This is a genomic window from Mesorhizobium sp. WSM4837 (assembly GCF_055811435.1).
Genome location: NZ_JBVVQE010000021.1, coordinates 1 through 26,445, shown reverse-complemented (window position 1 = coordinate 26,445; position 26,445 = coordinate 1). Strand labels below are relative to the sequence as shown.

At 62.1% G+C, this 26,445-nt stretch carries 24 protein-coding genes and 1 pseudogene; 9 read left to right on the top strand and 16 right to left on the bottom strand.

From position 1 onward, the window contains the following. The first annotated feature begins 3 nt into the window (after positions 1-3). From AC0L3D_RS14650 to AC0L3D_RS14630, 5 genes and pseudogenes are all read left to right on the top strand, one after another. Positions 4-1,467 (top strand): aspartate aminotransferase family protein, encoded by a 1,464-nt coding sequence (locus AC0L3D_RS14650; RefSeq protein ID WP_473644796.1) that lies wholly within the window; start codon positions 4-6, stop codon positions 1,465-1,467. Between the two features lie 21 nt (positions 1,468-1,488). Next, positions 1,489-2,724 carry a hypothetical protein gene (locus AC0L3D_RS14645; protein WP_287175520.1) on the top strand — a complete coding sequence of 412 codons (1,236 nt, stop codon included), beginning with the start codon at positions 1,489-1,491 and terminating at the stop codon, positions 2,722-2,724. After that, positions 2,721-3,477: pseudogene (locus AC0L3D_RS14640) on the top strand (FkbM family methyltransferase). Before AC0L3D_RS14645 ends, AC0L3D_RS14640 begins: the two are co-directional and overlap by 4 nt. Before the next feature lie 154 nt (positions 3,478-3,631). Further along, a complete protein-coding gene (locus tag AC0L3D_RS14635) occupies positions 3,632-6,193 on the top strand; it encodes a GcvT family protein (protein ID WP_473644747.1) in 2,562 nt (853 codons plus the stop codon). Positions 6,194-6,432: 239 nt separating this feature from the next. Further along, positions 6,433-7,281: a DUF1194 domain-containing protein gene (locus tag AC0L3D_RS14630; protein WP_287175528.1), complete on the top strand. Its 849-nt coding sequence runs from the start codon at positions 6,433-6,435 to the stop codon at positions 7,279-7,281. 53 nt (positions 7,282-7,334) lie between these two features. Here the strand turns inward: AC0L3D_RS14630 and AC0L3D_RS14625 are convergent, their stop codons facing one another. From AC0L3D_RS14625 to AC0L3D_RS14615, 3 genes are all read right to left on the bottom strand, one after another. After that, positions 7,335-8,273: a GlxA family transcriptional regulator gene (locus AC0L3D_RS14625; protein ID WP_268931722.1), complete on the bottom strand. Its 939-nt coding sequence runs from the start codon at positions 8,271-8,273 to the stop codon at positions 7,335-7,337. 346 nt (positions 8,274-8,619) lie between these two features. Further along, complete coding sequence (locus AC0L3D_RS14620) at positions 8,620-8,754, bottom strand: hypothetical protein (protein WP_023798921.1); 135 nt, start codon at positions 8,752-8,754, stop codon at positions 8,620-8,622. 336 nt (positions 8,755-9,090) lie between these two features. Beyond that, positions 9,091-9,279, bottom strand: coding sequence for a hypothetical protein (locus AC0L3D_RS14615; protein ID WP_077383673.1), 189 nt, complete (start codon positions 9,277-9,279; stop codon positions 9,091-9,093). Between the two features lie 227 nt (positions 9,280-9,506). Between AC0L3D_RS14615 and AC0L3D_RS14610 the strand changes: the two genes are divergently transcribed. After that, positions 9,507-10,406: a LysR substrate-binding domain-containing protein gene (locus AC0L3D_RS14610; RefSeq protein WP_023798923.1), complete on the top strand. Its 900-nt coding sequence runs from the start codon at positions 9,507-9,509 to the stop codon at positions 10,404-10,406. Position 10,407: 1 nt separating this feature from the next. Here AC0L3D_RS14610 and AC0L3D_RS14605 read toward each other — a convergent pair whose 3' ends face one another. The 11 genes from AC0L3D_RS14605 to AC0L3D_RS14555 all read right to left on the bottom strand — a co-directional run bounded on the left by AC0L3D_RS14605 (position 10,408) and on the right by AC0L3D_RS14555 (position 23,696). After that, a complete protein-coding gene (locus tag AC0L3D_RS14605) occupies positions 10,408-11,391 on the bottom strand; it encodes an alpha/beta hydrolase (RefSeq protein WP_023798924.1) in 984 nt (327 codons plus the stop codon). A gap of 248 nt (positions 11,392-11,639) precedes the next feature. Then, the gene (locus AC0L3D_RS14600; protein ID WP_023798926.1) at positions 11,640-11,825 is read right to left on the bottom strand and encodes a hypothetical protein; all 186 of its coding nucleotides are present in this window, start codon (positions 11,823-11,825) and stop codon (positions 11,640-11,642) included. Between the two features lie 189 nt (positions 11,826-12,014). Then, entirely contained in the window at positions 12,015-14,144 is a 2,130-nt protein-coding gene (locus AC0L3D_RS14595) for an ASKHA domain-containing protein (RefSeq protein ID WP_128246538.1), read from the bottom strand. After that, positions 14,095-15,069, bottom strand: a complete 975-nt coding sequence (locus AC0L3D_RS14590; RefSeq protein ID WP_023798928.1) for a methyltetrahydrofolate cobalamin methyltransferase — start codon at positions 15,067-15,069, stop codon at positions 14,095-14,097. The genes AC0L3D_RS14595 and AC0L3D_RS14590 overlap by 50 nt, the downstream gene beginning before the upstream one ends. 78 nt (positions 15,070-15,147) lie before the next feature. After that, positions 15,148-16,239, bottom strand: a complete 1,092-nt coding sequence (locus tag AC0L3D_RS14585) for a methylenetetrahydrofolate reductase (RefSeq protein ID WP_027154501.1) — start codon at positions 16,237-16,239, stop codon at positions 15,148-15,150. After that, complete coding sequence (locus tag AC0L3D_RS14580) at positions 16,236-16,835, bottom strand: methylenetetrahydrofolate reductase C-terminal domain-containing protein (protein ID WP_027154500.1); 600 nt, start codon at positions 16,833-16,835, stop codon at positions 16,236-16,238. Before AC0L3D_RS14580 ends, AC0L3D_RS14585 begins: the two co-directional genes overlap by 4 nt. Further along, complete coding sequence (locus tag AC0L3D_RS14575) at positions 16,828-17,130, bottom strand: virulence factor (protein WP_128173850.1); 303 nt, start codon at positions 17,128-17,130, stop codon at positions 16,828-16,830. The genes AC0L3D_RS14580 and AC0L3D_RS14575 overlap by 8 nt, the downstream gene beginning before the upstream one ends. 247 nt (positions 17,131-17,377) lie before the next feature. Next, on the bottom strand, positions 17,378-18,289 hold the full coding sequence (locus AC0L3D_RS14570; protein ID WP_473532368.1) for a fatty acid desaturase: 912 nt from the start codon (positions 18,287-18,289) through the stop codon (positions 17,378-17,380). Between the two features lie 438 nt (positions 18,290-18,727). Then, positions 18,728-19,264 carry a nuclear transport factor 2 family protein gene (locus AC0L3D_RS14565; protein ID WP_473644745.1) on the bottom strand — a complete coding sequence of 179 codons (537 nt, stop codon included), beginning with the start codon at positions 19,262-19,264 and terminating at the stop codon, positions 18,728-18,730. A gap of 50 nt (positions 19,265-19,314) precedes the next feature. Next, entirely contained in the window at positions 19,315-22,722 is a 3,408-nt protein-coding gene (locus AC0L3D_RS14560; protein ID WP_473644743.1) for an AAA family ATPase, read from the bottom strand. Positions 22,723-23,123: 401 nt separating this feature from the next. Further along, entirely contained in the window at positions 23,124-23,696 is a 573-nt protein-coding gene (locus AC0L3D_RS14555; protein WP_473644741.1) for a DUF4893 domain-containing protein, read from the bottom strand. 123 nt (positions 23,697-23,819) lie between these two features. On the opposite strand from AC0L3D_RS14555, the gene AC0L3D_RS14550 reads away from it, so the two are divergent. Beyond that, entirely contained in the window at positions 23,820-24,743 is a 924-nt protein-coding gene (locus AC0L3D_RS14550; RefSeq protein WP_023798935.1) for an NAD-dependent epimerase/dehydratase family protein, read from the top strand. Between the two features lie 7 nt (positions 24,744-24,750). Here AC0L3D_RS14550 and AC0L3D_RS14545 read toward each other — a convergent pair whose 3' ends face one another. Beyond that, on the bottom strand, positions 24,751-25,380 hold the full coding sequence (locus tag AC0L3D_RS14545) for a DUF1638 domain-containing protein (RefSeq protein ID WP_023798936.1): 630 nt from the start codon (positions 25,378-25,380) through the stop codon (positions 24,751-24,753). Between the two features lie 64 nt (positions 25,381-25,444). On the opposite strand from AC0L3D_RS14545, the gene AC0L3D_RS14540 reads away from it, so the two are divergent. After that, a complete protein-coding gene (locus AC0L3D_RS14540) occupies positions 25,445-25,585 on the top strand; it encodes an entericidin A/B family lipoprotein (protein ID WP_023798937.1) in 141 nt (46 codons plus the stop codon). A gap of 284 nt (positions 25,586-25,869) precedes the next feature. Further along, entirely contained in the window at positions 25,870-26,079 is a 210-nt protein-coding gene (locus AC0L3D_RS14535) for a hypothetical protein (protein WP_473627258.1), read from the top strand. A gap of 129 nt (positions 26,080-26,208) precedes the next feature. Here the strand turns inward: AC0L3D_RS14535 and AC0L3D_RS14530 are convergent. Then, on the bottom strand, positions 26,209-26,445 hold a 237-nt coding region (locus AC0L3D_RS14530; RefSeq protein ID WP_407046109.1), incomplete at its 5' end, for a cobalamin-dependent protein.

Here is a 26,445-nt window from a genome sequence, read left to right as displayed (position 1 = left end):
GTCATGACCAAGCCAGACCGCACGACTGCGCGCGCCACGGTCAGCGCGCCGGCGCTTTCGCCCGCCACCACCGCCAAGCCCGATCTGATCAGCGTCGAGCAGGCCAAGGCGATGGACGTCGCGCGCATGACCGACCTGTTCAAGGCGCATCTCAACCCCGGCCAGCTGCATTTCATGAAGCTGCTCGGCTTCCACAAGATCAAGGTCGAGCGCGCCGAAGGCATGTTCTACATCGACCAGAACGGCCGCAAGATCCTCGATTTCTTCGGCGGCTTCGGCTCGCTGGCCTTCGGCCACAATCATCCGCGCCTTCTCGAGGCGCGCAAAAAGTTCCAGGAGGAGAAGCGGCAGGAGATCGCCATCGCCTTCATGTCGCAATATGCGGCGGCGCTGGCGCACAATCTCGCCAAATGCTCTCCCGGCGACCTCGACATGGTGTTTCTGGGCTCTTCCGGCTCCGAAGCCATGGAGGCGGCGGTGAAGCTCGCCGAGCGCGCCGCCGGCCCGAAGCGGCCGAAAATCGTCTATGCCGAGAATTCCTTCCACGGCAAGACCAAGGGCGTGCTGGCGATCACCGACGGCTCGCTCTATCGCGCCGACTTCAAGATGGCCGACAATGTCATGCGCATTCCGTTCGGCGACGTCGAAGCGGTCGAGCGCACGTTCCGCTCCGATCCCGAGGTCGGCGTCATCGTGCTCGAAACCATCCAGGGCGGCGGCGGGATCATCCAGGCGCCTGCCGAATACTGGCAGAAGCTGCGTGCGCTCTGCGACCAATACGGTGTTCTGTGGGTCGCCGACGAGGTGCAGTGCGGCTATGGCCGCTCCGGCCGCTTCTATGCCTTCGAGCACTACGGCGTCGTTCCGGACGTGACGGCGCTGGCAAAGTCGCTCGGTGGCGGCAAGGCGGCGGTCGGCGCGATGATCGCCAGGCGCGAGGTCTATTTGAAGGCCTATGGCACGCCGAAGACGGCGATGATCCACGCCATGGCCACCTTCGGCGGCATGGGCGAGGCCTGCGTCACCTCGATCGAGGCGCTCAACGTGCTTTACGACGAGGGGCTGATCGACAACGCCGCGGTCACCGGCGACTATCTGCTGCAACGCCTGCAGACGTTGCGGGAAAAATACCCGAAGATCATCAAGGAGGTCCGCGGCAAAGGCCTTATGGTCGGGCTGGAATTCCACGACTTTTCGCAGACCTTGCCGATGGTGCTGCGGCCTGTGGTCAGCGTGCTTGACGACAAGCTGAAGGGATCCTTGTCCGGTTTTGTTGGTGCTTTGCTGCTGCGTGACTACGACGTGCTCGTTGCCTTCACCGAATACAACCGCAACGTCATCCGTCTCGAACCGCCGCTGATCTGCCAGCGCGAACATGTCGACCGCTTCGTCGAGGCGCTCGACAGCCTGTTGTCGCGCGGCATCGTGTCGATCGTGAAGGATTTCGTCAAAAGCCAGGTTCGTTAGCCAGGTGCGCCGAGCGAGACCATGCTGAGCAAGTCTCCGGCTCCGACAAACCTGCTCGACCGGCTGACCAAGGCCAGTCTGGCATGGGGCGAGGGCACATATGCGCGTCTTGCCGCACCGATCGGGGCGGCTGCCTTCGCGCTCTACATCCTGCTGACCGCGGCGACGGCATGGTTCATGCCTGACGCCAATTGGGACATGCTGCCCTACCTTGCGATCGCCGAGGAGGGCACCTATCGCGATGTGCAGGCGCTGCACGATTATGCCTATGGCACCGTCAGGGACGGCCTATCGGCGAGCGACTACAAGGCGCTGACCGATGATGGCGGCGGCTTCCGCAGTCATATGGCCGGGAATGCCGCCGATTTCCATTCGCTGCTCGGCATGTACCGGATCAAGTTCCTTTACGCCGAGATCCTGTCGACGATGAGCTCGGCGATGTCGCCGGTCGCGGCGATGCGGCTGCTGCAGGTGTTCTCGGTGCTGCTGTTCGGCGCGATCGCGCTGCTCTGGCTGCGCTCAGAGGGCGCGCTGGCGCTGGCGCCGGTTCTCGGCGCGGTGCTGATGATGGCCGATTTCGGCGACGCGGCGCGGGCGTTGACGCCTGACCTGCTGTGCTCAGCGCTGTTCCTCGGCGGGCTCTTTGCCTATAGGCGCGGTCGTGAAGTGGCCACCGCGATCCTGCTCTTCCTCGCTTTCATGGCTCGGCCCGACAATATTGTTTTCCTTGCTATTTTTGCCGTGCTGCTGTTGGTCTTCCGGCAGAAGGCGTGGGGCGCGCTGGCCGGCTTTGCCGCCTCGCTCGTCGCCTATTTCGCCATCTCGCACTGGGCGCAGCATCCCGGCTGGTGGCGGCATCTGTGGTTCTCCTCGATCGAGCAGCACTACAATATGGCCGGCTTCGATCCGCCGTTCTCGGCTGTCGCCTACCTCCGGGCTTTTGCCGCCTCCCTGATCCGTGCCGTCAGCCTGAACAACTGGGTCGGCGTCTCGGTGATGGCGCTGGCGGGGTGGTATGCCTCAAGCCGTGCCGGCTTCAAGCTCGACCGCCGCGCCGGCATTCTGTTTGCGGCATTGGTGCTCGGCGTATTGGCCAAATTCACGGTCTTCCCGATCCACGACACCCGCATCTATTTTCCCAATCTGATCCCGCCGTTCCTGCTGCTCGCCGGGCCATTCATGGCGTTGTGGGCATCAGCGAGCACCAAAGGGCGCGGCGCCGCGCCATTGCACGTCATTCCTGGAGACAAGTCATGAGTTCCGTTTCCAGCTTGGCGCGCATCGCGCTGTCGCTCGGCCTCCCCGCTGGCATCCTCGATCGCGGGCCGTCGATGCGCGGTACGAAGTTCCTGGCGAAGGCCGCGCTGAAGGCGCGCCTCAGTGGGGCAAAAAGGCGGTTCCAGATGGTCAATATCGGCGCCTGCGATGGCGTGTTGTTCGACGATGTGACGCCGTGGCTGCACCGCATCCCGCACGCTCGCGCCATACTGGTCGAGCCGATCCCGCACAACCAGAAGCGGTTGCGCGCCAACTATACCGATACGGGCCGCTTCATCATCGAGCCGGTCGCGGTGACGAAGAGCAAGGGAACGATCACGGTCCACACCTTCGATGCCGCCGCACTCGAGGCTGGCACGCTGCCGATCGAGTTCATCGGCTGCTCGTCGGTGACCGACACCAATCTGATGTCGGGCAAGAATGCCTGGGGCCAGGCCGATGCCAACTTCATAAATTCGCGCCGCACCTCAGGGATATCGAATGCCGTCGGAGACATTGCAGACGCTGCTCGACCGCAACGGCATCACCCATATCGACGCCTTCCTTGTCGATTGCGAAGGCGCCGACTGGATCGTCTTCGAGCAGCTCGACCTCGAGCGCTACCGTCCCGGCATGATCAAGGTCGAGGTTGGTGCGTTGCCGGCGGCCGAGATCGGCCAGGTCGTGGTCAAGTTGAAGACCGCCGGCTACCAGGTCGGCTTCCAGGCCGAGGACATCTGGGCCTTCGCCTGAGGGGTAGCCCCGGGCCCGAAAGCAGCTGATCTTTCGGGTCGCGTCGCATCTGCAGCGTGTCGCAAACAGGCGGTAGCATGGCGGCTGGCGCCTGCATATTGTGCGCCGATCAACGGGCGCCGGTGCCCGCTTTACCACTTTGGAGTCGCGGGCAATGGCAGGATTTCCGGAAAAGGCGAAGGTCGTCATCGTCGGGCTGGGCGGTATCGTCGGCGCATCGGTCGCCCATCACCTGATCGAGCGCGGATGGGACGACATCGTCGGCATCGACAAGTCAGGGATCCCGACCGATATCGGCTCGACAGCGCATGCTTCCGACTTCTGCTACACCACCAGCCATGATTTCCTGTCCTGCTGGACGACGCTCTACTCCATCGATTTTTACGAAAAGATGGGTCACTACGCCCGTATCGGCGGCCTCGAGGTTGCCCGCGTCGGCGACGACGATCGCATGGCGGAGATCAAGCGCAAGATCGTCTCGGCAAAGGCTTTCGGAACGCGTGCCCGCCTGATCGAGCCGGCCGAGATCAAGCAGAAATTCCCGCTGATCGAAGAAGAGATGGTGCAGGGCGGCCTGTGGGATCCCGATGCCGGTCTCGTCATCCCACGCTCGCAAACGGTCGCCGGCAAGCTGGTCGACCAGGCGGAAGCCTCCGGCAAACTCAAATCCTTCGCCAACACGCCGGCCAGGTCGCTCGTCGTCGAGAACGGTCGCATCAAGGGCGTGGTGACCGATCGCGGCACCATCGAAGCCGACTACGTGATCGTTTGCGCCGGTATATGGGGCCGGTTGATCGCGGAAATGGTCGGCGAGGACCTGCCGGTCATGCCGATCGACCATCCGCTCACCTTCTTCGGGCCTTATACCGAGTTCGCCGGCACCGGCAAGGAGATCGGGTGGCCGCTGCTGCGCGACCAGGGCAACTCGGCTTACATGCGCGACACCGGCGATCCCAAGACCGCCGAAGGCGGGCAGATCGAGTGGGGCTATTACGAAGAGACCAATCCGCGCCTTTGCCATCCGCGCGACCTGCTGGAGAAGGACCAGGCCCGCCTTTCGCCCTCGCAGCGCGACCTCGACATGGAACAGATCCTCGCGCCGCTCGAGCGCGCCATGGAACTGACGCCGATCCTGGGCGAACTGGGCTACAATGAGAGCCATTCCTTCAACGGTCTTCTGCAGGTGACGGCAGACGGCGGCCCCTCCATGGGCGAGAGCCAGAAGGTGCGGGGCCTCTGGTATGCCGTCGCGATCTGGGTCAAGGACGGCCCTGGCATGGGCAAGCTCATCGCCGACTGGATGACGGACGGCCGGACGTCGATCGACCACCACGCCATCGACTATTCGCGCTTCTATCCGCACCAGACGCAGGAGCAGTTCATCTGGGATCGCTGTACCGAAACGGCGATGAAGGTCTACAATCCGGCCGTCCATCCGCGCGAGCCCTTCTCCAAGGCTCGCGACGTGCGCCGCTCGCCGTTCTGGGAGCGCGAGAAGGAACTCGGCGGCTATTTCATGGAACTCGGCGGCTGGGAGCGCGCCCATGGCTATGCCGCCAACGAGCACCTGCTCGAGAAATACGGCAACCGGGTGCCGGTGCGCGAAAACGAGTGGGACAACCGCCATTTCTGGCGCGTCTCCAATGCCGAGCATCTCGCCATGAGCGAGGATTGCGGCATCGTCAACCTGTCGCATTTCGCGATGTACGACGTGGAAGGCCCGGATCATGTCGCGCTGATGGAATGGCTATGCGCGGCCAGGATCGGCGGCGATGCTAACATCGGCAAAGGCATCTATACCCACTTCCTCGACGACGAGGGCATGGTGCGCGCCGACCTGACCGTCATCCGCATGGCCGACCGCTGCCGCGTCATCGACGGCGCCGATGCCGGCCCGCGCGACTTCCACTACATGCGGCGGACGGCAGAAGACAAAGGGTTCGATGTCGCCATCACCGACGTGACCGAAAAATACGTGACCGTCGGCATCTGGGGTCCGAACGCGCGCTCGACCTTGCAGAAGGTCGTCGAGGACCCGGATGGCCTGACGCCGGAGAACTTTGCCTTTGCGGCGATCAAGCCTGTCAGGATCGCCGGCAAGGACGTGACCGCTTTCCGGATCTCCTATGTCGGCGAGCAGGGCTGGGAACTGCACATGCGATACGAAGACGGCCTGGCCGTATGGGATGCTTTGCGTTCGACCGGCGTGATGGCTTTTGGCGTCGAGACCTATGCCAACAGCCGCCGCATGGAGAAGAGCCTGCGCCTGCAGAATGCGGATCTTTTGACCGAGTACAATCTGCTGGAGGCCGATCTTGCCCGCCCAAAGGTCAAGGAGGCCGATTTCAGCGGCAAGGCAAAGCATCTGGACTATCGCGCCCGCGCGCATCAGCCGGCCATGCTCTGCACACTTGTCATGACGGATAATGTCGATTCCAACGGCGTTGCCCGTTATCCCGTCGGCACGCTGCCGGTGATGGACCCGCAAACGGGTGAAACGCTGGTCGACGAACTCGGCCGCCGATCCTTCACGACCTCGGTCGCCTACGGCCCGACCATCGGCAAGAACATTGCGCTCGCCTATCTGCCGTGGACGTATTGCCAGGAGGGCCGCAAGCTGGATGTCGAATATTTCGGCGAGACATACCCGGTCGAAGTGGCCGCCGTCGGCTACAGGCCGCTCTACGACCCGGACAACCTCAAGCCACGCAGCTGAGCCTCCCACAAAAGAGGTGAGGGGCGGACTCGCAAAAATGTGAATGCAAGGACTTAAAGCGCGTCACGTTTTGTGGGGCCATGCGGCAGCGCCTTAAGTTCTCGTTTTTATGCAAGTCGTTGCCCAAACCCGCTGCGCATCCTTGGTTCAAGCCCGAGGGCATGCTTTTGGACGACATGCATTAGCCCGGGGCTAGGCTTTTCGCTTTGTGGCGCGACGATTTTCGCTTACCTTGCGGCATGTCTGCTTTTCCCCGCGCAGGACATCTCCTCTCAGGCGCCGCCGCGCTGGCGCTGACGTTCGTCCAGGCGCCGGACTCCCGCGCTGCCGATCCCGTTGACGTCGAACTGGTGCTGGCGGTCGACGTTTCGCTGTCGATGTCGCCGGCCGAACTCGAAATCCAGCGTCGCGGCTATGTCGCGGCACTGACGCATGACACGGTACTGCAGGCCATCGCCGACGGCGCCTACGGCAAGATTGCCGTCACCTATGTCGAATGGGCCGGCACGACCTGGCAGCACATCATCGTGCCGTGGACGGTGATCGCCAATCGTGCCGACGCCGAGCGGGTCGTCGAGCAACTCTCCGCCCATGCGCCCAACAGCGCGCGGCGCACCTCGATTTCCGGTGCCTTGCAATTCAGCAGCGATCTCTTCGCCGAGAGCGGCTTTCAGGGCGTCAAGCGCGTCATCGACATTTCAGGCGATGGCCCCAACAATCAAGGTGCCCCCGTCGACATCATCCGTGACGAACTGGTCAGGCAAGGCATTACCATCAACGGCCTGCCGCTGATGACCCGGGGCGGCTTCACCAGCGTCTACGACGTCAACTATCTCGACCGCTATTACACAGACTGCGTCATCGGCGGGCCCGGCGCGTTCATGATCCCGGTCAACGAGTGGACGCAGTTTCCCGAAGCGATCCGCCGCAAGCTGGTGCTTGAGCTTGCCGGGCCTGCCTCACCGCAATGGGCGGCGGAAGAAGCGGCGCATCCGCCGGTGGTGCTGGCGCAGGACAAGCCGGCCACCGACTGCCTGGTCGGCGAGAAAATGTGGCGCGACCGAAGCTGGATGTTCGACACCCGCTAGACTTCAATCGCCATCCGCCAGAGGTACGCGTGCAAAATATTGCCTTGTCTTGTCTACGCGGCCAGCAACTGCTTGCGATCGACGCGCTCCTGCTGCGGCGAGCGCGCATAGAGCTCGCGGTAGCATTTGGAGAAATGCGAGGCGGAGACGAAGCCGCAAGCGACCGCCACTTCGACCACCGGCAGCGATGATTGGATCAGCAAGTGCCGAGCCCGGTCGAGGCGGATCTCCAGATAGTAGCGGGCAGGGGATCGTCCCATCTCGGTGCGGAACAGGCGCTCGATCTGCCGGCGTGACAGGTCGACATGGTCGGCGATCTCGATCAACGACAGCGGCTCGGACAGGTTTGCTTCCATCAATTCGATGATGGTCAGCACCTTGGAGTTCTGGACGCCAAGGCGTGCGCGCAGCGGCAGGCGCTGGCGATCGGTCGGGCTGCGCACGCGGTCAGTCAAGACCTGCTCGCAGACCCGGTTAACGAGATTGTCGTCGAAATCGTCGCCGATCAGCTTCAGCATCATATCGAGCGCCGCGGTGCCGCCGGCGCAGGTGTAGATGTTCTGGTCGATCTCGAACAGGTCGGCAAAGACATTGGCCTTCGGGAACGCTTCGGAAAAGCCCGGCAGGTTCTCCCAATGAATGGCGCAGCGCTTGTTGGACAACAGGCCGGCGGCGGCCAGTATATGAGCGCCAGTGCACAGGCCGCCGATGGCGACGCCGCGATTGTATTCCTCGCGCAGCCAGGCGAAGGCCGATTTGTTCTGGTAGCGCTCGACATTGATGCCGCTGCAAACGACCGCCATGTTCGGCCGTTCGGAGCCGGACATCTTCTTGCGTTCGTCCTCCAGCGAGGTGTCGACGGCGCATTCGACGCCGTTCGAGGCGCGCACCGGCTTGCCGTCGATGCTGGCGAGCCGCCAGCGGTAGGCTTCGTAGCCGAGCATCCGGTTGGCCGAGCGCAACGGATCGAGCGCCGTTGCAAAGGCGATCATGGTGAAATCGGGGACCAGGAAGAATACAAACGATCGCCTGATCGGATGATTTACGACGTTCACAGGGTAACCCTCACGCTGCAATGGCGCGAACAGGATGTCGCGATCAGCATAGCGACATCAGGAAAAATCTTTCCTGTCAATCGGCTAGGCGGCAACGAAAAGACTTTATTTGCGACATGGGTCGCAAATGGGCAATCGCTATGCGATGACGACCCAACCTGCTGCCGGATTGAGCATTAGGCCGCATGTGGTCGGGGCATGACCAGGCACGCCGCCTCGGCAAACCGAAGCGGCGTTGTGATCAAACTTTGAAGCAGCGAGCGCCGCTTGCGAGCTTGGCAGATCAGGCGACGAAGCCGAGGCGCGCGGCGGCCACGGCGCCGGTCTGGCCAGGCATTGTGTTGGCAAGGCGCTGGCGCTCGAGCGCGGTCGTCAGGCTCATTTCACGGCGAGCAAAAAGGCGGGCAAAAAGCTTCATCATCATCTCCATTCGGTTGCTCAGACGGGTCGCCTTCGCGTGATGGAGTGGGGCAGCTCGTTGGCTGGCGCTGATATAGGCTTACGTGAAGGGAAACTAAATCACAAAAGCGAAGCACTTGACATGAAAAGCGACATGGCATGCGATAAGTTTGGGCAGTCTGCCCAAGATTTGTGAATATGTACAAGGCGTTAGGCAGGAATCCCGCTGCTATGCGGCGTATTCATATGCGTCATGCAACGGCGACATGGCTCTAAAAGAACATTTGATCAACAAATAAAAAGGCCTGCCGGATATCGTCTGTGCGGCAGGCCTTCAGCTTTTGATACACACGATCTATTTTGCTCCGCCAGCCCAGGATCCAACGCCGTGGCGAGTGCCGGTCTTGGTGTCGGCGGCTTCAGGCCAGCCGATATCCTTCTGCAGTTCGATCGGCAGAGAGCGGATGGCGCGTTCGGTCTGGTAGCGGGCGCGGGCCGCGCTGAATTCGGTCGCGATGCGGCCGATGGATGACAGGATGGACATTTTAATTCTCCTTAGGGTTGGGCCGGGTGCCGGTGCTCGGCGGACCAAGCGCTACATCCGGTTTGTTTCAGCTTCATTTCGTGTCGATTGCAGATCAGTGTCGCAGTCGTTTCAACCCCGCCTTCGATGCGTCTGCCTTCGATGGAGTTGACTATCCTCCCAAAGTGATGTTCAATCAAACGAAATGGAATGATAGTTTGCATCAGAAAAATTGAAGGTCGATCCCGATGAACGCCCCACTCAATCATCCGTTGCCGCTGCTCGATCTCGACGTTTTGCGCACCTTCGTGGCGATCGCCGAAACCGGCAGTTTCACCACCGCCGCCAGTGCCGTCTTCCGCACACCGTCGGCTGTCTCCATGCAGATCAAGAAGCTGGAGGACATTCTCGGCCGCTCGGTGTTTGCGCGCGACGCGCGCTCGGTGACGCTGACCACGGATGGCGAGATGCTGCTCGGCTACGCCCGCCGGCTGTTGTCGATCAACCGCGAGGTGGTGTCGAAGTTCATCATCCCCGACATTGTCGGGGTGGTGCGGCTCGGCTCGCCCGACGACTATGGCGAGCGCGTGCTGCCGCACGTGCTGAAGCGTTTTGCACAGTCGCATCCTTCGATCGCCGTCGACGTGACCATCGACCAGAGCGTCAATCTGCGTCGGCGCATGGACGACCGGGCGCTCGACATCACGCTTCTCACCAATTCATACAAGACCAGCGCGCTCGGCGCCGAAGTGCTGCTCACCGAACCGATCGTCTGGGCCGGCGCCAAGGGCGGCTGCGCGCATCTGCGCGAACCGCTGCCGGTGTCATTGTGGGAAGAGGGCTGCGCCTGGCGGGCCGGGGCGCTCGAAGCGCTTGGGCGTGAGGGCCGCAACTACCGCGTCGCCTATATGAGTGCGCACACCGCCGGCCAGCGCGCCGCAATCATGTCCGACCTCGCGGTGGCGCCGCTGCCGAAATCGTTCCTCGGCAGCGACATGGTCGAGCTTTGCCCGAAGGACGGCATGCCCGATATCGGCACCTACAATCTGGCCATGGTCGTGGCGCCGGACGCCAGCGCGCCAGTGAAAGCCGTTGCCGATCACATCCGTGCGACCTTCGAAGTGTTCAAAGAAACCGGAAAGTTTTGATTCAGGACTTCGACGGCGTAGACAGGTTGTGAGTGGGGACTTCACGACCTGTCCTTTGCAGTGCCAATTCGCCGGCCTTGGCATGATAGCTTTCGGTGTCGCTGGCTAAAAACGTCACGATGCTGTCCCGCGCGCGCCGCGCTTCTGGCATGTCGATCAGCGGCCAAGCATGGAACATGCCTTGCTCGTGCACAACCTCTATCGCGACACCGGCGGCACGGGCCTTTTGCGCGAAGATCAGATTGTCGGGGGTCAGCATGTCGCGCGAACCGGTCAAAAGCAGCGTTTTCGGCAACACCGAGAGGTCACCGTAAAGCGGACTGATGCGCCAGTCGCTGGGATCTATGCCGGCACTGTAGAGCCGGACTGCCTCCAGCCCGCCAGGAATTCCCAGCCACGGATCGTAGCGTTCCGCCTCGAACACTTCGGGGTTGGCGAGCGACAGATCGAGCCCGGGCGAAATCAGCACATGGCGCGACGGCAATGGCAGGTCGGCTTCCGCGGCCATCATGGTCAGCACCACGGCCATGTTGCCGCCGGCGGAATCGCCAATGAAGACGATGTCCTGCGCTTCCGTTTCGTCGAGCATCTGACGGTAGACCTCGCCGACCATGCCGAACATGGCGTGGAAATCGTGTTCGGGAGCAATGGGGTAGATCGGCACGGTGATGCCGAAGCCCAGCCGGTCGGCCATATCGGCGATCAGTCCCCAGTGATAAGACGTGATTTGAAAGACATAGGCGCCGCCATGCAGGTAGAGGATCCGCTTTCGCTCGCCGGTCTTCGGCGCGATCTCGTACACGGGAAAGCCGTCCACGCTGCGCGTCGCGATCTCGAAACGCTGATGCAGCGATGCGGGCGGCTGATGGTTCTCCGTCTTGCGGGCGTAGGCGATCCAGCGCTGCAGGTTTTCCGGGCTGGAAAAGGCTTTCTTGCGGCTATACCTGAGCACGAAGGAAACGACGTGGCTTTTGATACTGGGCATGCGGACACACGGACTTCGGCTGAGCCGACTAAGAGAACCCCTCGCAATCGAAGATCGTGCCTTCGCCCAGAATGTCAAGATTTGCGCGGTCTCAACACGGCCCTGTGATCTGGCTGGCAATCAAGGCCAGCGCAGCATCGCTCAGCGCCTGGGCAGCAGTACGGCGCGCAGCCGACGGTCGCTTGCTGCCGGAGCCGGATGACGGTTCCGGCGCTTGGCCAGCAGCTTGCATTTGTCGGCGAAGGTCATCAGCGCGCCGAACCCAGAAGCAGGGCCGAGAAGGTGACCTGCGGGTCGTTGCGCGGCGACACGGGCCAGCCGATATCCTTCTGAATTTCGGGCGGCAGGCTGTTCATGGCCCGGACCGACCTGTTCCTGTTGTGCGCATGCTTGATGGCCGTACCAAAGCGGCCGAGGCTTTCGAACATCGACATCTTCATCTCCCTTGGAGTGCTGCGGCGGCTGAAAGTTATTTCCTGCCTGCCGTTCGATGCCGGTTAAATGCGCCGCGTGTGTATCGGGTGGATTTCGCGAAAACAGCGCCTTGTTTCTGTTTGGGCTGATCCGGAAACATATGCATGCAAATGAGAATGAGGGTGAGTGCAGCTTTTAGCAGCGGGATGCTACCCCCGGCCGCGCCGGGCGGCGTGGCCTTCGCGCGAACGACGCCGTGGGGCGGCATCGCCGGCAATGCCGTCCTCGCTCACGGTCTTGCGCGGCGGCAGCTTCACCGCCGCCGATAGTTTTGGGAACGGGTCGATCTTGTTCGGCAGCGCCATGGCATAGACGAAATGCTCCTGGAATCTCGGCTCCAGCGCCGTCTCGATCTTCTCGATCCGGCTCACCGTTTCCTCGATCTCGCGGCGATAGCCGCGATTGAGCAGCGCCATGCGCGCACCGGCACCGGCCGCGTTGCCGACGGCCGAGACCTTGTCGAGATCGCAGTCGGGGATCAGTCCCAGCACCATGGCGTATTTCGGATCGATGAAGGAGCCGAAGGCGCCGGCGAAGTGGATGCGGTCGACATGATCGGTGTGCTGCTTTTCCATCAACAGCTTGGTGCCGGCATAGAGTGCTGCCTTGGCGAGCTGGATGGCGCGCACGTCGGTCTGGGTGATGGTGATCCTCGGCTCACCCTCCTTCAGCACGTAGGAGAAGGTGCGGCCACTGGCGGTGACGCGCGGCGAGCGGGCGCAGAGCCCACCGTCGACGACGCCGTCCTCGGAGATGATGCCGGCCAGGTACATCTCGGCGACCACCTCGATGATGCCGGAGCCGCAGATGCCGGTGACGCCGGTTGCCTGGACGCTGTCGAGGAAGCCGGGCTCGTCGGACCACAGTTCCGAGCCGATGACGCGGTATTTCGGCTCCAGCGTGTCGGGATCGATGCGGACGCGCTCGATGGCGCCGGGCGCAGCGCGCTGGCCGCCGGAGATTTCCGCGCCCTCGAAGGCGGGACCGGTGGGCGACGAGGCCGCCACGACGCGCTGGCGATTGCCGAGCACGATCTCGGCATTGGTGCCGACATCGACGATCAGCATCATCTCGTCCTGGCGGTGCGGGCCTTCCGACAGCGTCACCGCAGCCGCGTCGGCGCCGACATGGCCGGCGATGCAAGGCAGCATGTAGAGCCTAGCGCCCTGGTTGAGCTTCAGGCCGATATCCGACGCCTTGATGTGCACGGCGCCCGAGACAGCCAGCGCGAAGGGCGCGCCGCCGAGTTCGGTCGGGTCGATGCCGAGGAACAGATGGTGCATGATCGGATTGCCGACGAAGACGCAATCCAGGATGTCGTTGCGCTGGACGTTGCCTTCCGCGCAAACCTTGTCGACGAGACCCGAGATCGCCTCGCGCACCGCGACCGTCATGCCTTCGCGGCCGTCCGGGTTCATCATCACATAGGAAACGCGGCTCATCAGATCCTCGCCGAAGCGGATCTGCGGGTTCGACGTGCCTGACGAGGCGGCGACGCGGCCCGACAGCAGCGACACCAGATGCATGGCGATAGTGGTCGAGCCGATATCGCAGGCAAGCCCGTAGGCCTCGTTCTTGAGGCCGGGCCACAACGAGATGACCCGCGCGGTCTCGCTGTCGGCATCCTTGTGGATGGCGGCGGTCGCGGTCCAGTTGCCTTTGCGCAGGATGACTTGCACCTGCGGCAGCAGATGGAAATCGAAATCGAGGCTGTTGAGCCCCCAGTCCTTCATCAGCGCGATCTTCAGGCGATCGAGATCGCCTGATGGATTGTGCATGTCGGGCTCTTCGATCTCGACATAGCACATGTGGATTGCCGAATCGCGGGCAATGACCCTGGTGTCGGCATCCTTGCGAATGGTCTGGGCGTTGATGACCGTGTCCTGCGGCACATCCACGACGAGATCGCCCAGGATCTGCGCCGAGCAGGACAGGCGGCGCCGTTCGGGAAGGCCGCGCACGCGTTCGTAGCGTTCCTCCTTGGCGCCCTTGGGCGAGATGTGGTCGTTGGAAGAGACGATCTTGTGCTTGGCGAAATTGCCTTCCTGCACCTCGACCTGGCAGCGCCCGCAGGTGGCGCGTCCACCGCACACGCTCTCGACATAGACGCCGAGCTGGCGTGCGGCATCGAGCACCGGCGTGCCGACCGGAAACCGCCCGCGCTTGCCGGACGGCATGAACAGCACGAGTGGATCGGTGATGTTGGCAGGAGAGTTCACGATTGCGCGCTTATCCTCGGGCCATACGGGCTTCACGACCCCCGCGCCGGCGACCGCCATTGCCATTACCTTCGCCCGGCGCATTGACTTGCGTGGGCGCCGCGATCGCCTGGCCGCCTTCGGCCGGCTTGTAGTCCTTGTAGGTCCTGATCCAGTTGGTGCAGTTCTCGTCGGTGCCGTTCAGCACATTGGCGCCGCGCACCGCTTCCATCTCTTGCGGACGCACCGGGTTCATGATCGCCGAGGTCATGCCGGCGCCGATCACCATCGGGATGAAGGCAGCATTGATGCCGTGGCGGTGCGGCAGGCCGAACGAGATGTTTGACAGGCCGCAAGTGGTGTTTACCTTGAGCTCTTCACGCAGCCGGCGCAGCAGGGCAAAGACCTGGCGGCCGGCGTCGCCGAGCGCGCCGATCGGCATGACCAGCGGGTCGACGACCACGTCATGCGCCGGAATGCCGAAATCGGCGCAGCGCTCGACGATCTTCTTGGCGACGGCGAAGCGCACATCCGGATCCATCGAAATGCCTGTCTCGTCGTTGGAGATGGCAACCACCGGGACATTGTATTTCTTGACCAGCGGCAGGATGGCTTCGAGCTTTTCTTCCTCGCCGGTGACGGAGTTGACCAGCGGCCGGCCCTTGGCGACCCTGAGCGCCGCCTCGATCGCCGCGGTCACCGAACTGTCGATCGATAGCGGCAGGTCGACCAGCCCCTGCACGATCTCCAGCGTCTGCACCAGCAGGCCGGGTTCGGTCTCGTTCGGGTTGACCGAGGTGACGCCGGCATTGACGTCGAGCATGGTCGCACCGCAGGCGGCCTGTTCCAGCGCGTCCCTGATGACGGTATCGAAATTGCCTGCGATCATCTCGGCCGCGAGCTTCTTGCGCCCGGTTGGATTGATGCGCTCACCGATCACGCAGAAGGGCTGGTCGAAGCCGATGATGATTTCTCGTGTCGCCGAGGCGACGATCGTCCGGGTCATGCAATCTCTCCCTCGTGATATAAAGACTTCTTTATATCGTTTCTGTTTTCGATCAAGCGAATGGTGGCGTCCGCGCCATCAATGCGCGGTCTTGACCATGTCGACCTGCGTTTCGGTGATCTCGTCGTGCAAAATGTGGTCGAGCCGGTCGGCGACGAGCTGATCGTCGCGGCGGATTTCGCGTTTCCAGGGCTGGCGCCCCTTCAGCACGCCCGATTCATCGACGATCTCGGCGACATATTCCTCCTGGCGATAGGCCATCACATGGACGCCGCAGACGCCGGGAATTTCTTTCACCTCGTTGATGATATCGATGCAGAGCTGCTTGCCTTCCTTCTTCTGGTCCTGGGCGCCTTCCAGCCGCTTGACGATCGAATCGGGGATATGAATGCCCGGCACGTTTGAGCGGATCCATTTGGCGGTCTTGGCCGAGGCCAGCGGTCCGACGCCGCACAGGATGAAGCATTTTTCCGTAAAACCGAGATCGCGGACCTGCTGCATGTAGGTGCGGAACATCGGCACGTCGAAGCAGTACTGGCTCTGCACGAATTGCGCGCCGGCGGCGATTTTCTTGCCCAGCCGGTAGGGGCGGAAATCGATCGGCGGCGCGAAAGGGTTGATCGCCGCGCCGAGGAAAAGCTGCGGCGGCGTCGTCAGCTTGCGGCCGGACAGGAACTTGCCGTTGTCGCGCATGATGCGGCAGGTTTCCAGCAGTGACATGCAGTCGAGATCGAATACCGGCTTGGCGCCTGGCTGGTCTCCGGCCTGCACGCCGTCGCCGGTCAGGCACAGCATGTTGGCGACGCCCATCGCCGCCCCGCCCAGCACGTCGCCCTGGATGGCGATGCGGTTCCTGTCGCGGCAGGCGATCTGCATGATCGGGGCATAACCCATGCGGGTCAGCAGCGCACAGATGCCGACCGACGACATGTGGCAGTTGGCGCCCGAGGCGTCGACGGCGTTGATGGCGTCGACCCAGCCGTCGAAGATTTTGGCGCGGTTGTAGACGTCTTCCGGATCGGCGCTGTCCGGCGGGTTGAGCTCGGTGGTCACCGCGAATTCGCCGCGCCTCAGGACGCGCTCCAGCCGGCCGCGCGAGGTGTGGCCGGGCAGGGGGTCGAGCGGCAGATGGATGCCGGCCGGGTTCTCGTCGGGCTGGCGGCCGATCATGCCGGTGCCCCAGGTTTTGGAACATTGCGCGCGGCTTCGCGGGCGGCGGCGGCCTGTGCGGTCACCCGCAGCCATGCCGAGGTCTCGCGCAGCGACTGGTCGACCGGCTTCTGCACGTCGAGGATCTTGTCGCCATGCACCATGTTGCGTGAACCTTCCCAGGCCTTGACCCAGACGCACGGCATATCAGGCTCGACCTCGCAATTGCCGTTGGCGCGCACACCGCCGCAAGGGCCGTTGCGCAATTGCTTGGGGCAATTCATCGGGCACGACATGCCGGTAGAAGAAAGGACGCACTGGCCGCACATTCGGCAGTCGAACATAAAACCCTTGACGCGTTTTTCGACGAATTTGATCGGACCTTCGACGCGGCCGTAACCGATGCGCTTCCACAGCGGATGGAGGAGCAAAAACATGTCGGAGAACCTGGCGTAGAACCATTCGAGCAGTCGCGAGTGGCGGACGGACCACAGCCTGACCGCGAAGGAGCGCTGCACGCGCCGCTGCGGCGACACGTCGGCCGGCTTGTAGTCGGATTTCGGCGCTGCCTTCTTGACCAGAGTGGCCTGGGTAATCGCCGGGGTCGTTTCAGACATCTTCTTTTCCGCCCGCCTTGACCAGAGCGACCAGCCGCTCGCGGTCGTATTTCGCGTCGATGTCCTGAAAGGCTTTTTCCGCCTCGCCTTCAAGATCGTCGCTGACCGGCATGGGGTCGGCCTTGCGCCATTCGGCAAGGTAGTCGTCGGTGCCGCCGGCGCCGGTGCGCATCGCGCACATGTCGATCGCCTCGGTAAAGCGCAGCGGCAGTTCGCGCTTGGCGTTCTGCCGGCCCTTCTTGACGATGACCTGGGCGGGGATGTCGCGCCAGTAGACGACGATCAGATCGGCCATGAATTTCCTACTCCTCGCGCATGACCCCGAAAATCGGCATCGATTTTGGAAAGGATCATGCGCCGACTTAAAGTGCTACAGCGTCCATTGCGCGTCCAATAGGACGCGCGGCGCTGTAGTGAGTGCGAGCATTGCCGGAAGCGCTGTCGGGCTGCTTGTTATGGGACGACGCGCGCGCATTCAAAAGCGACGCAATTGGCAGCCGCAACGGAAACGCGAAAATATTCGATGCTTGGCCTGGTTTTGATCAGCCGGCGCGACGATCGAAGCTGCCGACAAGCTTCCTGTGGAAGCGGACATAGCCTCGCTCGGTCGTGCGCAGATGTTCGGCGACAATTTGGTGGAAACGCGGCAGGCGGTGAAAGGGAACGGCCGGATAAGAATGGTGCTCGGAGTGGTAAGGCATGTTCCACGCCATGAAGCGTACCAGGCTTGTGGTAAAGGTGGTGCGTGTGTTTTCGAGCATGTTGGCGACATGCGGGCAGAGCGCGTGCTCGGCCAGCAGATAGGCCCGCAAAAACGGCTGACCGACGAGCACCGGCACAATCCAGACCCACAACAGCAGCGCTGACTGCACGGCCAGGGAGGCTGCCAGCAGCATCGCATAGGCGATCAGAAACCAACGCGCTTGCGAAATCACCTTGTCGCGGCCCTTGTCCGGCACGAAGCCGTCGCGGTTGCGGCCGGCGGCGTTGACGACGATCACGCGCGCCATGCCGCTCCAATAGGGGATCCCGGAGAGATAGCGCACATACTGGCCGATGGTCTCCGGTTTCGGAGCCATCAGTTCGGGGTCGTTGTCCGGATCGTGCGTGTGGCGATGGTGCGCGAGATGGAAATAACGGAACCATGCCGGCGGCAGCAGGATCAGGAAGCCGGTCACGGCGGCGATGGCGCGATTGAGCCACGGCGTCCTGAAGGCGGTTTCGTGGATCGTCTCGTGCAACAGCGTGAAGAAAAAGACGACCAGGATTCCCTGCGGCAGCGCGAGAACCGGCCAGAACGGAATTCGGGCGGCGATCAGCGCACCCAGCACCACAACCAGCCCGCCGTGAACGGCCAGCCGGACAATCCCGGGCCCGTCCAGTTTGGCGGTGAGGTCGCGACGATCCTCGACCGAAAGGCTGGCGATGATGGTGCGGTGGTCGATTTCGCTCATAAGTGCCAAGCTTATCGCCAGAGCGCTGTCCGGTAAATCGGCGCTCGTTGCCAGACGCCGGTTTTTGCGCCGGTCCAGAGATGGAACCAGATCGTCGGATGGTACCATTGTTTCCAAGGCAGGCCGCGGCGCGGCGCCCGCAAAGACATAGTGCTAGTCGTGAAAATCTGACGGTTGATACCAAATCGAATTGCAGCGATGGGCGGTTAACTGCCGTCCGTGTCGCCGATTGGAACGCACAGGCAGCGCCATATCAGACCTTCGTGGTCTCACTTGCGAAATCGTTATCCGCACTCAATCCAGACATCTAGTGATTGGACTTGACGCGCTACTTCGGGACGAGCGACCCGGCGCGGCTTCCTGGGGTTGGATGAATCGCGCCGTTTCGGCCGGGGTCGTTATGTGGCTCATTCGAGCGCAATAGAGCGCGACTCGCGATCACTCTAGGCTGGTCTTGCCGAGCTGAGTGTACCAAGTAGCGTTGTCCCAAAAGCTCGTGATCTTGATGATCCGGCCTTCCTCGTTAGTTTCCAGAATGAACAGATGGCGCAACCAATACTCCTTGCCTTTGTTTGTGATTCCAAACGCGTCCTTAGTCTGCTTTCCGCCGATGTGAACATCCACGAAGGCAACGTCACCGCTCTTGTCCTCCCAGATTGTGCTAACCTCGTTGCGCAGGTCAGGGAAAGCATCGATCAGCGTCCGCCAGACCGGCACGCCATCTTTGAGGACATTGCCGGAACCAGCGTCACCGAAAGGCACGTAGACGAACGTGGCACTCTCGGTAAAAAGAGTGGTCATGGCGTCTACCTTCCGATCGCGGTAAGCGTCGAAGAATTTCTTTGCCGCTTCCGCTGCATTTGCCGCTTCCGCCGCAGCGACCGCGAAGGCAGACAAGGTGATTGCGATCAGCACCGCCGCCGAAATCCGAGCTGGGTGTAATTTTTCCCGTGTCCTGAGTGAATGGAACGTCATCATCTCCTCCCTGAGATTGTTGACTGCAGCAGATTGTCCAAAACGGCAGATCAGGATTCTACTAGATCGAGGAACGTCCTCGCTTCCTTGATGTCCGGCGTCGCGAAGCCCTCTGTGAACCAGCCGCAAACCGGTGCGAGAAGGTCGTGGGCCCTTTGCCGCTCGTTTCCCTGGACCCAGAGTCGGGCAAGAGATGTGGCGGCTCGCAGCTCCCAAAGCTTGGCGCGTTGATGTTGGGCCACGGTAAGCGCGTGCAGGAAGGAAGCCTCGGCCTTCTCGTCCGCCTTCAAGTCCAGGAGCAGTTCGCCCTTGCGGAGGTGCAACTCAGTCTCGTTCCACCGCTCGTTGGTCTCGGTGATCAATGCGAGCCCTTCCTCGATCCTGTCGAGTGCCGCGCGTGGGTTGCCAAGCCTGCTGAGGGCGCTGGCGAGCATGAGCAGCCAGCGTGGCACAAAAAGCTTAGCGTCGTGCCCACGCCATTCGACTATGCCGTCACGCATTTGAGCAAGACCGCTATCCGACTCACCCGCCTGGATCAGAACCCAACCCTTGAGAATGACCCCTGCTGTGCGCCAAAGTGAGAAACCGTGCTCCGTACTGATTGAGATCAGTTCATCGACAATGGCCTCATCCGCACCAAAGTTGCTGTCGCGCTTATACGCGCCGAGATCTCTCGAATAAGTGCAAAACAGGGCCGATTGGAACAGGCCGAACGCCGCGGATGGGCTGTGCCGGTGGTGTTTTATAGCCTGTAACAAATCGGTGTATTTCTCGAATGCTTGATCGGGATAACCGAGGTGCAGCAGCGCGTGGGCGATATAGCAAAGGTTTGCGATACGGGGATCATAGGCGAATCGATAGGCAAGCGCAGCGTGCTCGTTCGGATCGTACAGCGCCAACGACGCCTCCATATGCTTGCGTCCGGCATCAAAATCTCCCCGGTGCACCGACGTGATGCCGACGCACCGGTGTGCGATCATGATTGTGGCCCGATCGCAGTCGCATTCGGCCCTGCGCAGCATCGATGTCGTCGTTGCCAGCGCAGCATCGAGTTGACCACGCAGGAGGTAGACGAGATACCGGCCGTAATCGGCCACGCTGCGCAGAGTGATGTCGTCCACTCGCTCGCACAACTCCTCGGCTCGCGCGAACGCCGCTGCGGTGGCCGGCGACGACCAACCTTTGGCCGCCATAAAGGCGGTGCCCAACGCCACCTGCATATCCAGCTCCAGGCGGACGCGCTCCTGAGTGTCAGGTAGCGTGCGGACAAGTCTTAGCCCATTTTCCAGGTGCGCGATCGACTCCAAAATTGCAGAGCGCTGGATCGCCGATTGCGCGGCTTGCCACCAGTAGCTGACTGCCCGCTCGATAAGGCCTGCCTCGGTGCAGTGATGGGCAATGATCTCCGGCAAAGCCTCGGAACCCGCTGCCACACGCTCTTCGAGAGCCGCGGCGATGCGCGCGTGCATCTGCTGCCGCCGAGTTTTAAGAAGGCTGGAATACGCCGCATCCTGCACAAGCGCATGCTTGAAGCTGTAGGTCGCTTCCGGCGGCGCACCGCGGCAATAGATCAGCTCGGACCTGCAGAGCTGGGCCAAAGCGTCCTGCAGTTTGCCTTCGTCGTGCGGCGCCACGGCGGCCAGCAGATCGTGCGAGAATTCGCGGCCGATTACAGCCCCGATCTGCGCCACCTCCTTGACCGGCGCCAGGTGATCGAGGCGAGCCATTAGCGAGTCGTGCAGCGTAGCCGGGATCGCCAGCGGCGGGAGAGTTCCGGTCAACTCGAAATGATTGCCGACGTCCCGCAAAAGGCCTGACTCCAGGACTGTCTTGGTCAGTTCCTCAACGAATAGCGGAACCCCGTCAGTTCGCGCCATGATCTGGTCCAGAACCTCGCGCGGTAGCGCCTTGCCGCCGGTGACGCGGAGAGCCACGGCTGCGCCGTGCCGTCGCGTGAGACGAGAAAGCGAGAGCTGGGTCACATGGGCATGGCTGGTCCAGGGTGGGCTGAATTCCGGCCGGAAGGTGATCAGAACCAGTGCCGGCAGACGCTGGACCCGCTCAATTACCAGGCCCAGCAGCTCTAGTGTCGAAGGGTCGATCCAATGCACATCCTCGTATACGGCCAACACAGGCTTCTGCTTGGCTAGGCCGGCGAGCTGCTCGACCAAGATTTCCAGCGTGCGTTGCTTGATGCGCTGTGGCGGCAGATCGATTGGCGGGTAGCGTGTTTCGGTTGGGATCGCAAGCAGAGCGGCCAGTACTTGCGCCGCCTCCCGGTCCTGCTCGCCGCCCCGAGCGAGCAGAGTTTCAAGTTTATCGAGCTTCATCTCGGCGGTGTCATCACGGTCGAAATGCGCCGCCCGCTCCAAAAGTCCGACCACCGGATAAAGCGCACTGTTGGTGTGGTACGGCGAGCAGTAATTGCTGAGCGGGATGTACGATTCGTTGGCCAAGTGCTCGCGCAAGGCGCGCACAATGCGCGACTTGCCAATCCCCGGCTCCCCGGAGAGGAGGATCACCTGTCCTTCACCTTCCTCCGCCCGCGACCAGCGTTCCAGAAGCAGAGCCAGCTCCTGCTCGCGGCCAACGAGCTTCGTCAGCGCGCCGGTGTGGAATGCCTCGAAGCGGCTTTCGGCCCGGCCCTCGCCTCTGACGGAATAGGCTTTCAAGGCCGTCTCGAAGCCCTTCAGAACCTGTGGTCCCAGATCCTCCAACTCGAACAGATCGCCCAGCAGATGTCTTGTGCTCTCGGCGACAATTACGCTGCCCGGCCGGGCCAAGTCCTGCAGTCGCGAGGCCAAGGTCGGCGTCTCGCCGACCACCGCCCGCTCGCGCGCTTCCTTGTCGCCGACAAGCTCACCGACCACCACGAGACCCGTCGCGATCCCCACCCGGCCCGCAAGCGGCTTGCCATCCGGCGCCCGCAGTTGCGCCACTGAACTGGCAACCGCCAAGCCTGCGCGCACCGCCCGCTCGGCATCATCTTCATGCGCTCGTGGCCAGCCGAAATATGCCAGCACACCATCGCCCATGAATTTCGCAATGTGTCCCTCGAAGCGGGTAATCTCGCCTGCGCAACAATTCTGGTAGCCTCGGATGATCTCACTCATCTCCTCGGGATCGACCCGAGCCGAAATCGCGGTGGAGCCGACCAGATCAGCGAACATCACGGTCAGTTGCCGCCGCTCGGCACCGGTTGGGGACGCCGGTGCCGACGCAAGTTCGGCGACTTGAGTCAAGGCTTCGACACCTTCAGCTGAGATGGCAGAGGAACTTTCCCGCAGCTCGGCAATAGCCTCCAGAAGCTTCCGGCGGTGCCCTACCGAACTGACGCCGATGTCCTTGAGATCCTCGGCCGTCAGCCGCAGGAGCACTTCGGCCTCGACGTTGTTCTCACGAAAGGCCGTGCCGTATTGCTGCAGCCCTAAGCTGCGCAGCCACTCCTCAATGTCCATGTCCCACTTCCGCGGTGGAGACGCCGGAGGGCTCCTTCGGCAACAGTCCGGCAGTCTTACACAACTGGGGTCCTATGCAACGTCATGGAAGTTGTGGCCGACGGGCTTCTAGCGGCCGGCGTGTTAGCGAGGTAGGCGGATCAACCGTCCGGTCTTTGAATCCTGCCGAATTTCAGATCGCTGGAACGAACGGCAGATCCCCACAGCTGTCCTTAAACCACGCCCGCGCCAAGGTCGCGAAAGGGTCACGACGTTCCCTTGACCTCTCATCAGGGATGGTCCGCAAGGGGTCGTCTCGCGTCCTTCTTCGTGGGTACCAAGCGTCAGGTCTTCACCACCAGCGCGTGGGTTCGCTTTGGACCGCCGGGTTAACCCTGATGATCGGCCTCAGGACAGCGGGCTCAGCGCTTGAATTCAAGGATGTCGAGCTTCGATTCGTAATAGGGGGCCGGGAACTCGATGCGCCATTCGTTGGCGCTGTTGCGAAAGGCATAGCCGACCTGGTCGCCTCGCGGCCCGCCGCCATAGGGTTTTGCGGGATCGTTGTTGACAAAGAACGAGCCGAGATAGATCGCGCGCTTTTCGCCGTCGTCGAAGAAACGGCCCTTGGTGCGCTGCGAACCGGTGCGTTTTTCCAGCATCCAGCCCGAACCATCGTCGCTCACTTTGCACTTGAACCAGCCATAGATGACGAGCGGGCTCAGTCCGCCGGCCTTGATGGTGCGGCATTGCCAGTTGCCGGCCAGATCCTTGTCGGAAAACGCGACCAGCGGCTTTGCCAGCAAGGCGTCGAGCTGCTTGACCTCGGCGTCGTCGCCGGCCCTGGCTTCATCAAGGGCTGCCTTGCGCGTCTCGGCATATTTGTCGAGCCGCACCTTGTCGGCGGGCGTGATCAGCTTCTGCACCTCGCCATCGGCGAGCGCGGGCAGGGCGAAGCAGAAAAAGCCTGCGGCAATCAGGAGGCGAGCGATCATCGGTGCGTTTCCCGGTCGACGGCTGGAACAGCCTGTTTTCTCGTTTGGCATACAACTTACCGGTTCGCGGCGGCCTGTCATCCGTGCTTAACAGCGGTCAGCTTAAAACTCGTGGTTTTGCCGATGCGGATCTTGCTTACGGGGTCGTCAGGCTGGCTGGGCAGCGCGCTAGCGCCGCGCCTGCGGGCCCTTGGCCATGACGTCATCGGGCTGGATCCGGTCCCGTCGGCGCAAACGCAAATGATCGGCTCGGTCGCCGACCGTGATCTGGTGATGCGGACGGTCGGGGAAAACCGCATCGAGGCGATCGTCCACAGCGGCGCGCTGCACAAGCCTGACATCGAACACCAACGCAATGAGGATTTCATCGAGACGAATGTGCGCGGCACCCTGAACCTGCTCGACGCGGCGGTGGTATCAGGCGTTCAGCGCTTCGTCTTCACGTCGACGACCTCGCTGATGATCTCGAAAGCCATACGCGCCGGCCTCACCGGCGGTGCGCGCAAGGCCGCCTGGCTGACGGAAGACATGTCGCCCGAGCCGCGCAACATCTACGGCGTAACCAAGCTCTCGGCCGAACATCTTTGCCGCCTCTATCACATCCAGTCCGGACTGCCGGTGATCGTGCTGCGCACCGCCCGGTTCTTTCCCGAGGCAGACGACATGGCGCATGCGATCGAGCAGTCGGACGCCAACACCAAGGCCAATGAGCTGTTGTTCCGCCGACTGACCGTGGAAGATGCCGCCGAGGCCCATGTCGCGGCGCTGGAGAAGGCTCCACAGCTAGGCTTCGACGTCTTCATCATCTCGGCGCCAACGCCGTTCCGGCCTGATGATTGCGAGGCATTGATCGCTGACGCGCCGCCAGTCGTGGCGCGTTATTTTCCGGAGTTTCCGGCGCTTTATGCGCGAAAAGGCTGGACGATGTTTTCCTCGATCGACCGTATCTACGACGCGTCGCGGGCGCGGGACAGGCTGGGCTTCGTCTGCAAGACGCGCTTTGCCGCTGTGCTTGCCGGGCTTGCAGTGGAAGAAGACCGCGCCTGATCGAACGTCAGCCGTGTGCCGCGGCGCTGGCCAGCTCCGTCGTCAGGTCGCCATAGCCGGTGGAACGGCGCTCATAGGCGAGGCCGAGCATTTTCGCGGCTTTCTCGGCGACCTTGTCGAGTTCCGGATCGTCGGTCTGGGCGATATAGACTAGCTTCTCGTAATTGCCGAAATAGTCCTTGATCAGCTCCGGATGCCTGTCGAGGCCGAGCGGCTTCATGAAGAAGGCATCGAACTGCCGGCACAGGAAATCGGTCATGTAGAACGACATCATGTCGTCGCCGGCGATTTTCGCATAGGCTTCCATGCCCTGGTAGAAGGCAAAGCAATGCGGACCGGCCATGCGCTCGACCCCATGCTTCTCGCAGACGCGGTCGAGCAGGCCGCCGGTGCCGCAATCGGCATAGCCGACGAAAATATTGGTGTAGCCGTCCGCCTTGGCCTTCTCGATTGCCTTGTCCATGGCCGGCGCGATGCGGTCCGGGTAGAAATGGAACTCCGCCGGCAGGCAGGTCAGGTCGAGATGGTCGAGCCCCAGCTGCTCCTTAACGGCCAGAACTTCGCGCGCAATCATCCCGCAGGCGATGACAAGCAGCCTGTCACCTTGATCGGGTTGTAGTTTTCGCGCAATGCTCATGGAACCAGTCTAACCGATTTTCGTTGCTGTCCCACGAACCTATCTGTTGAGGGAGATACCATTCATGAAACCGCTACGCATTGCGCCGATCGCCATCCTCGCTTGCGCCCTGGCTCTTTCGGCCTGCGCCAACACCGTCCGCGGCGTCGGCAGGGATGTCAAATCGACAGCCAACGCGGTTGAGGACACGGTCGAGAATCCCTGATCCGCAATCTCATCAAGGCGAATCGCGATCAACATAGTTCAAGCGATGCGCGTTAAGTCATTGTAACATCTGGGAACGACAAAGTCGCGTTGCAAGGCTTGGCTCGGTTTATGGTCCATGCCGAATTCGCCGAAGTGAGGTCGAAGCGGCCGTGGTGTCCGCCTATTGCAATTGTTTCGTCAGGTGGGGGTTCGCTGGGGCAGGCACGAAAAGTTGACTTTTCGAATGGGGGGACATGCCGGTAATCTTTCCCTGTACCTCAACAACGAAGCTAGGAGCATAGAATGAAGACCGCTCTCTTAGTTGTCGCCGCTCTGGGCCTTTCGGCGTCCGGCGCCGCAGCGGAATGTGTCGGCCACAACAACACGACGGCTTCCGTAGAGCAGCAAACCAAAGCTGCAAGCGTAGATCAGCAAACCACAGTCGCAAGCGTCGCGAATACAACCGCCGACACGCCGATCCTGAAAAAGGAAGAGGCGAAAGAGTCTGAATAGGCGATACAAGCCGCTACGCGGAACGCTGTTGCTTGTTGAAGACTTGACATGCCGGCGCTACGCGGCGCCTCGTCTGCAAGAGCATAGGTACGGGCTCCGTACTTATGCTCTTGTGTTCTCCTCGTCAGTTCAGGCCGAAGCGCGGACGTTGTGCTTGCGCTTCATAAAATCCTTGGCGGTCTCGACTGCCACGGCTGCGTCGCGGCAATAGGCGTCGGCGCCGACGGCTTTGCCGAATTCCTCGTTGAGCGGGGCACCGCCGACCAGCACGACGTAGTCGTCGCGGATTCCCTTTTCCTTCATCGTGTCGATGACGACCTTCATGTAGGGCATGGTCGTCGTCAGCAGCGCCGACATGCCGATGAT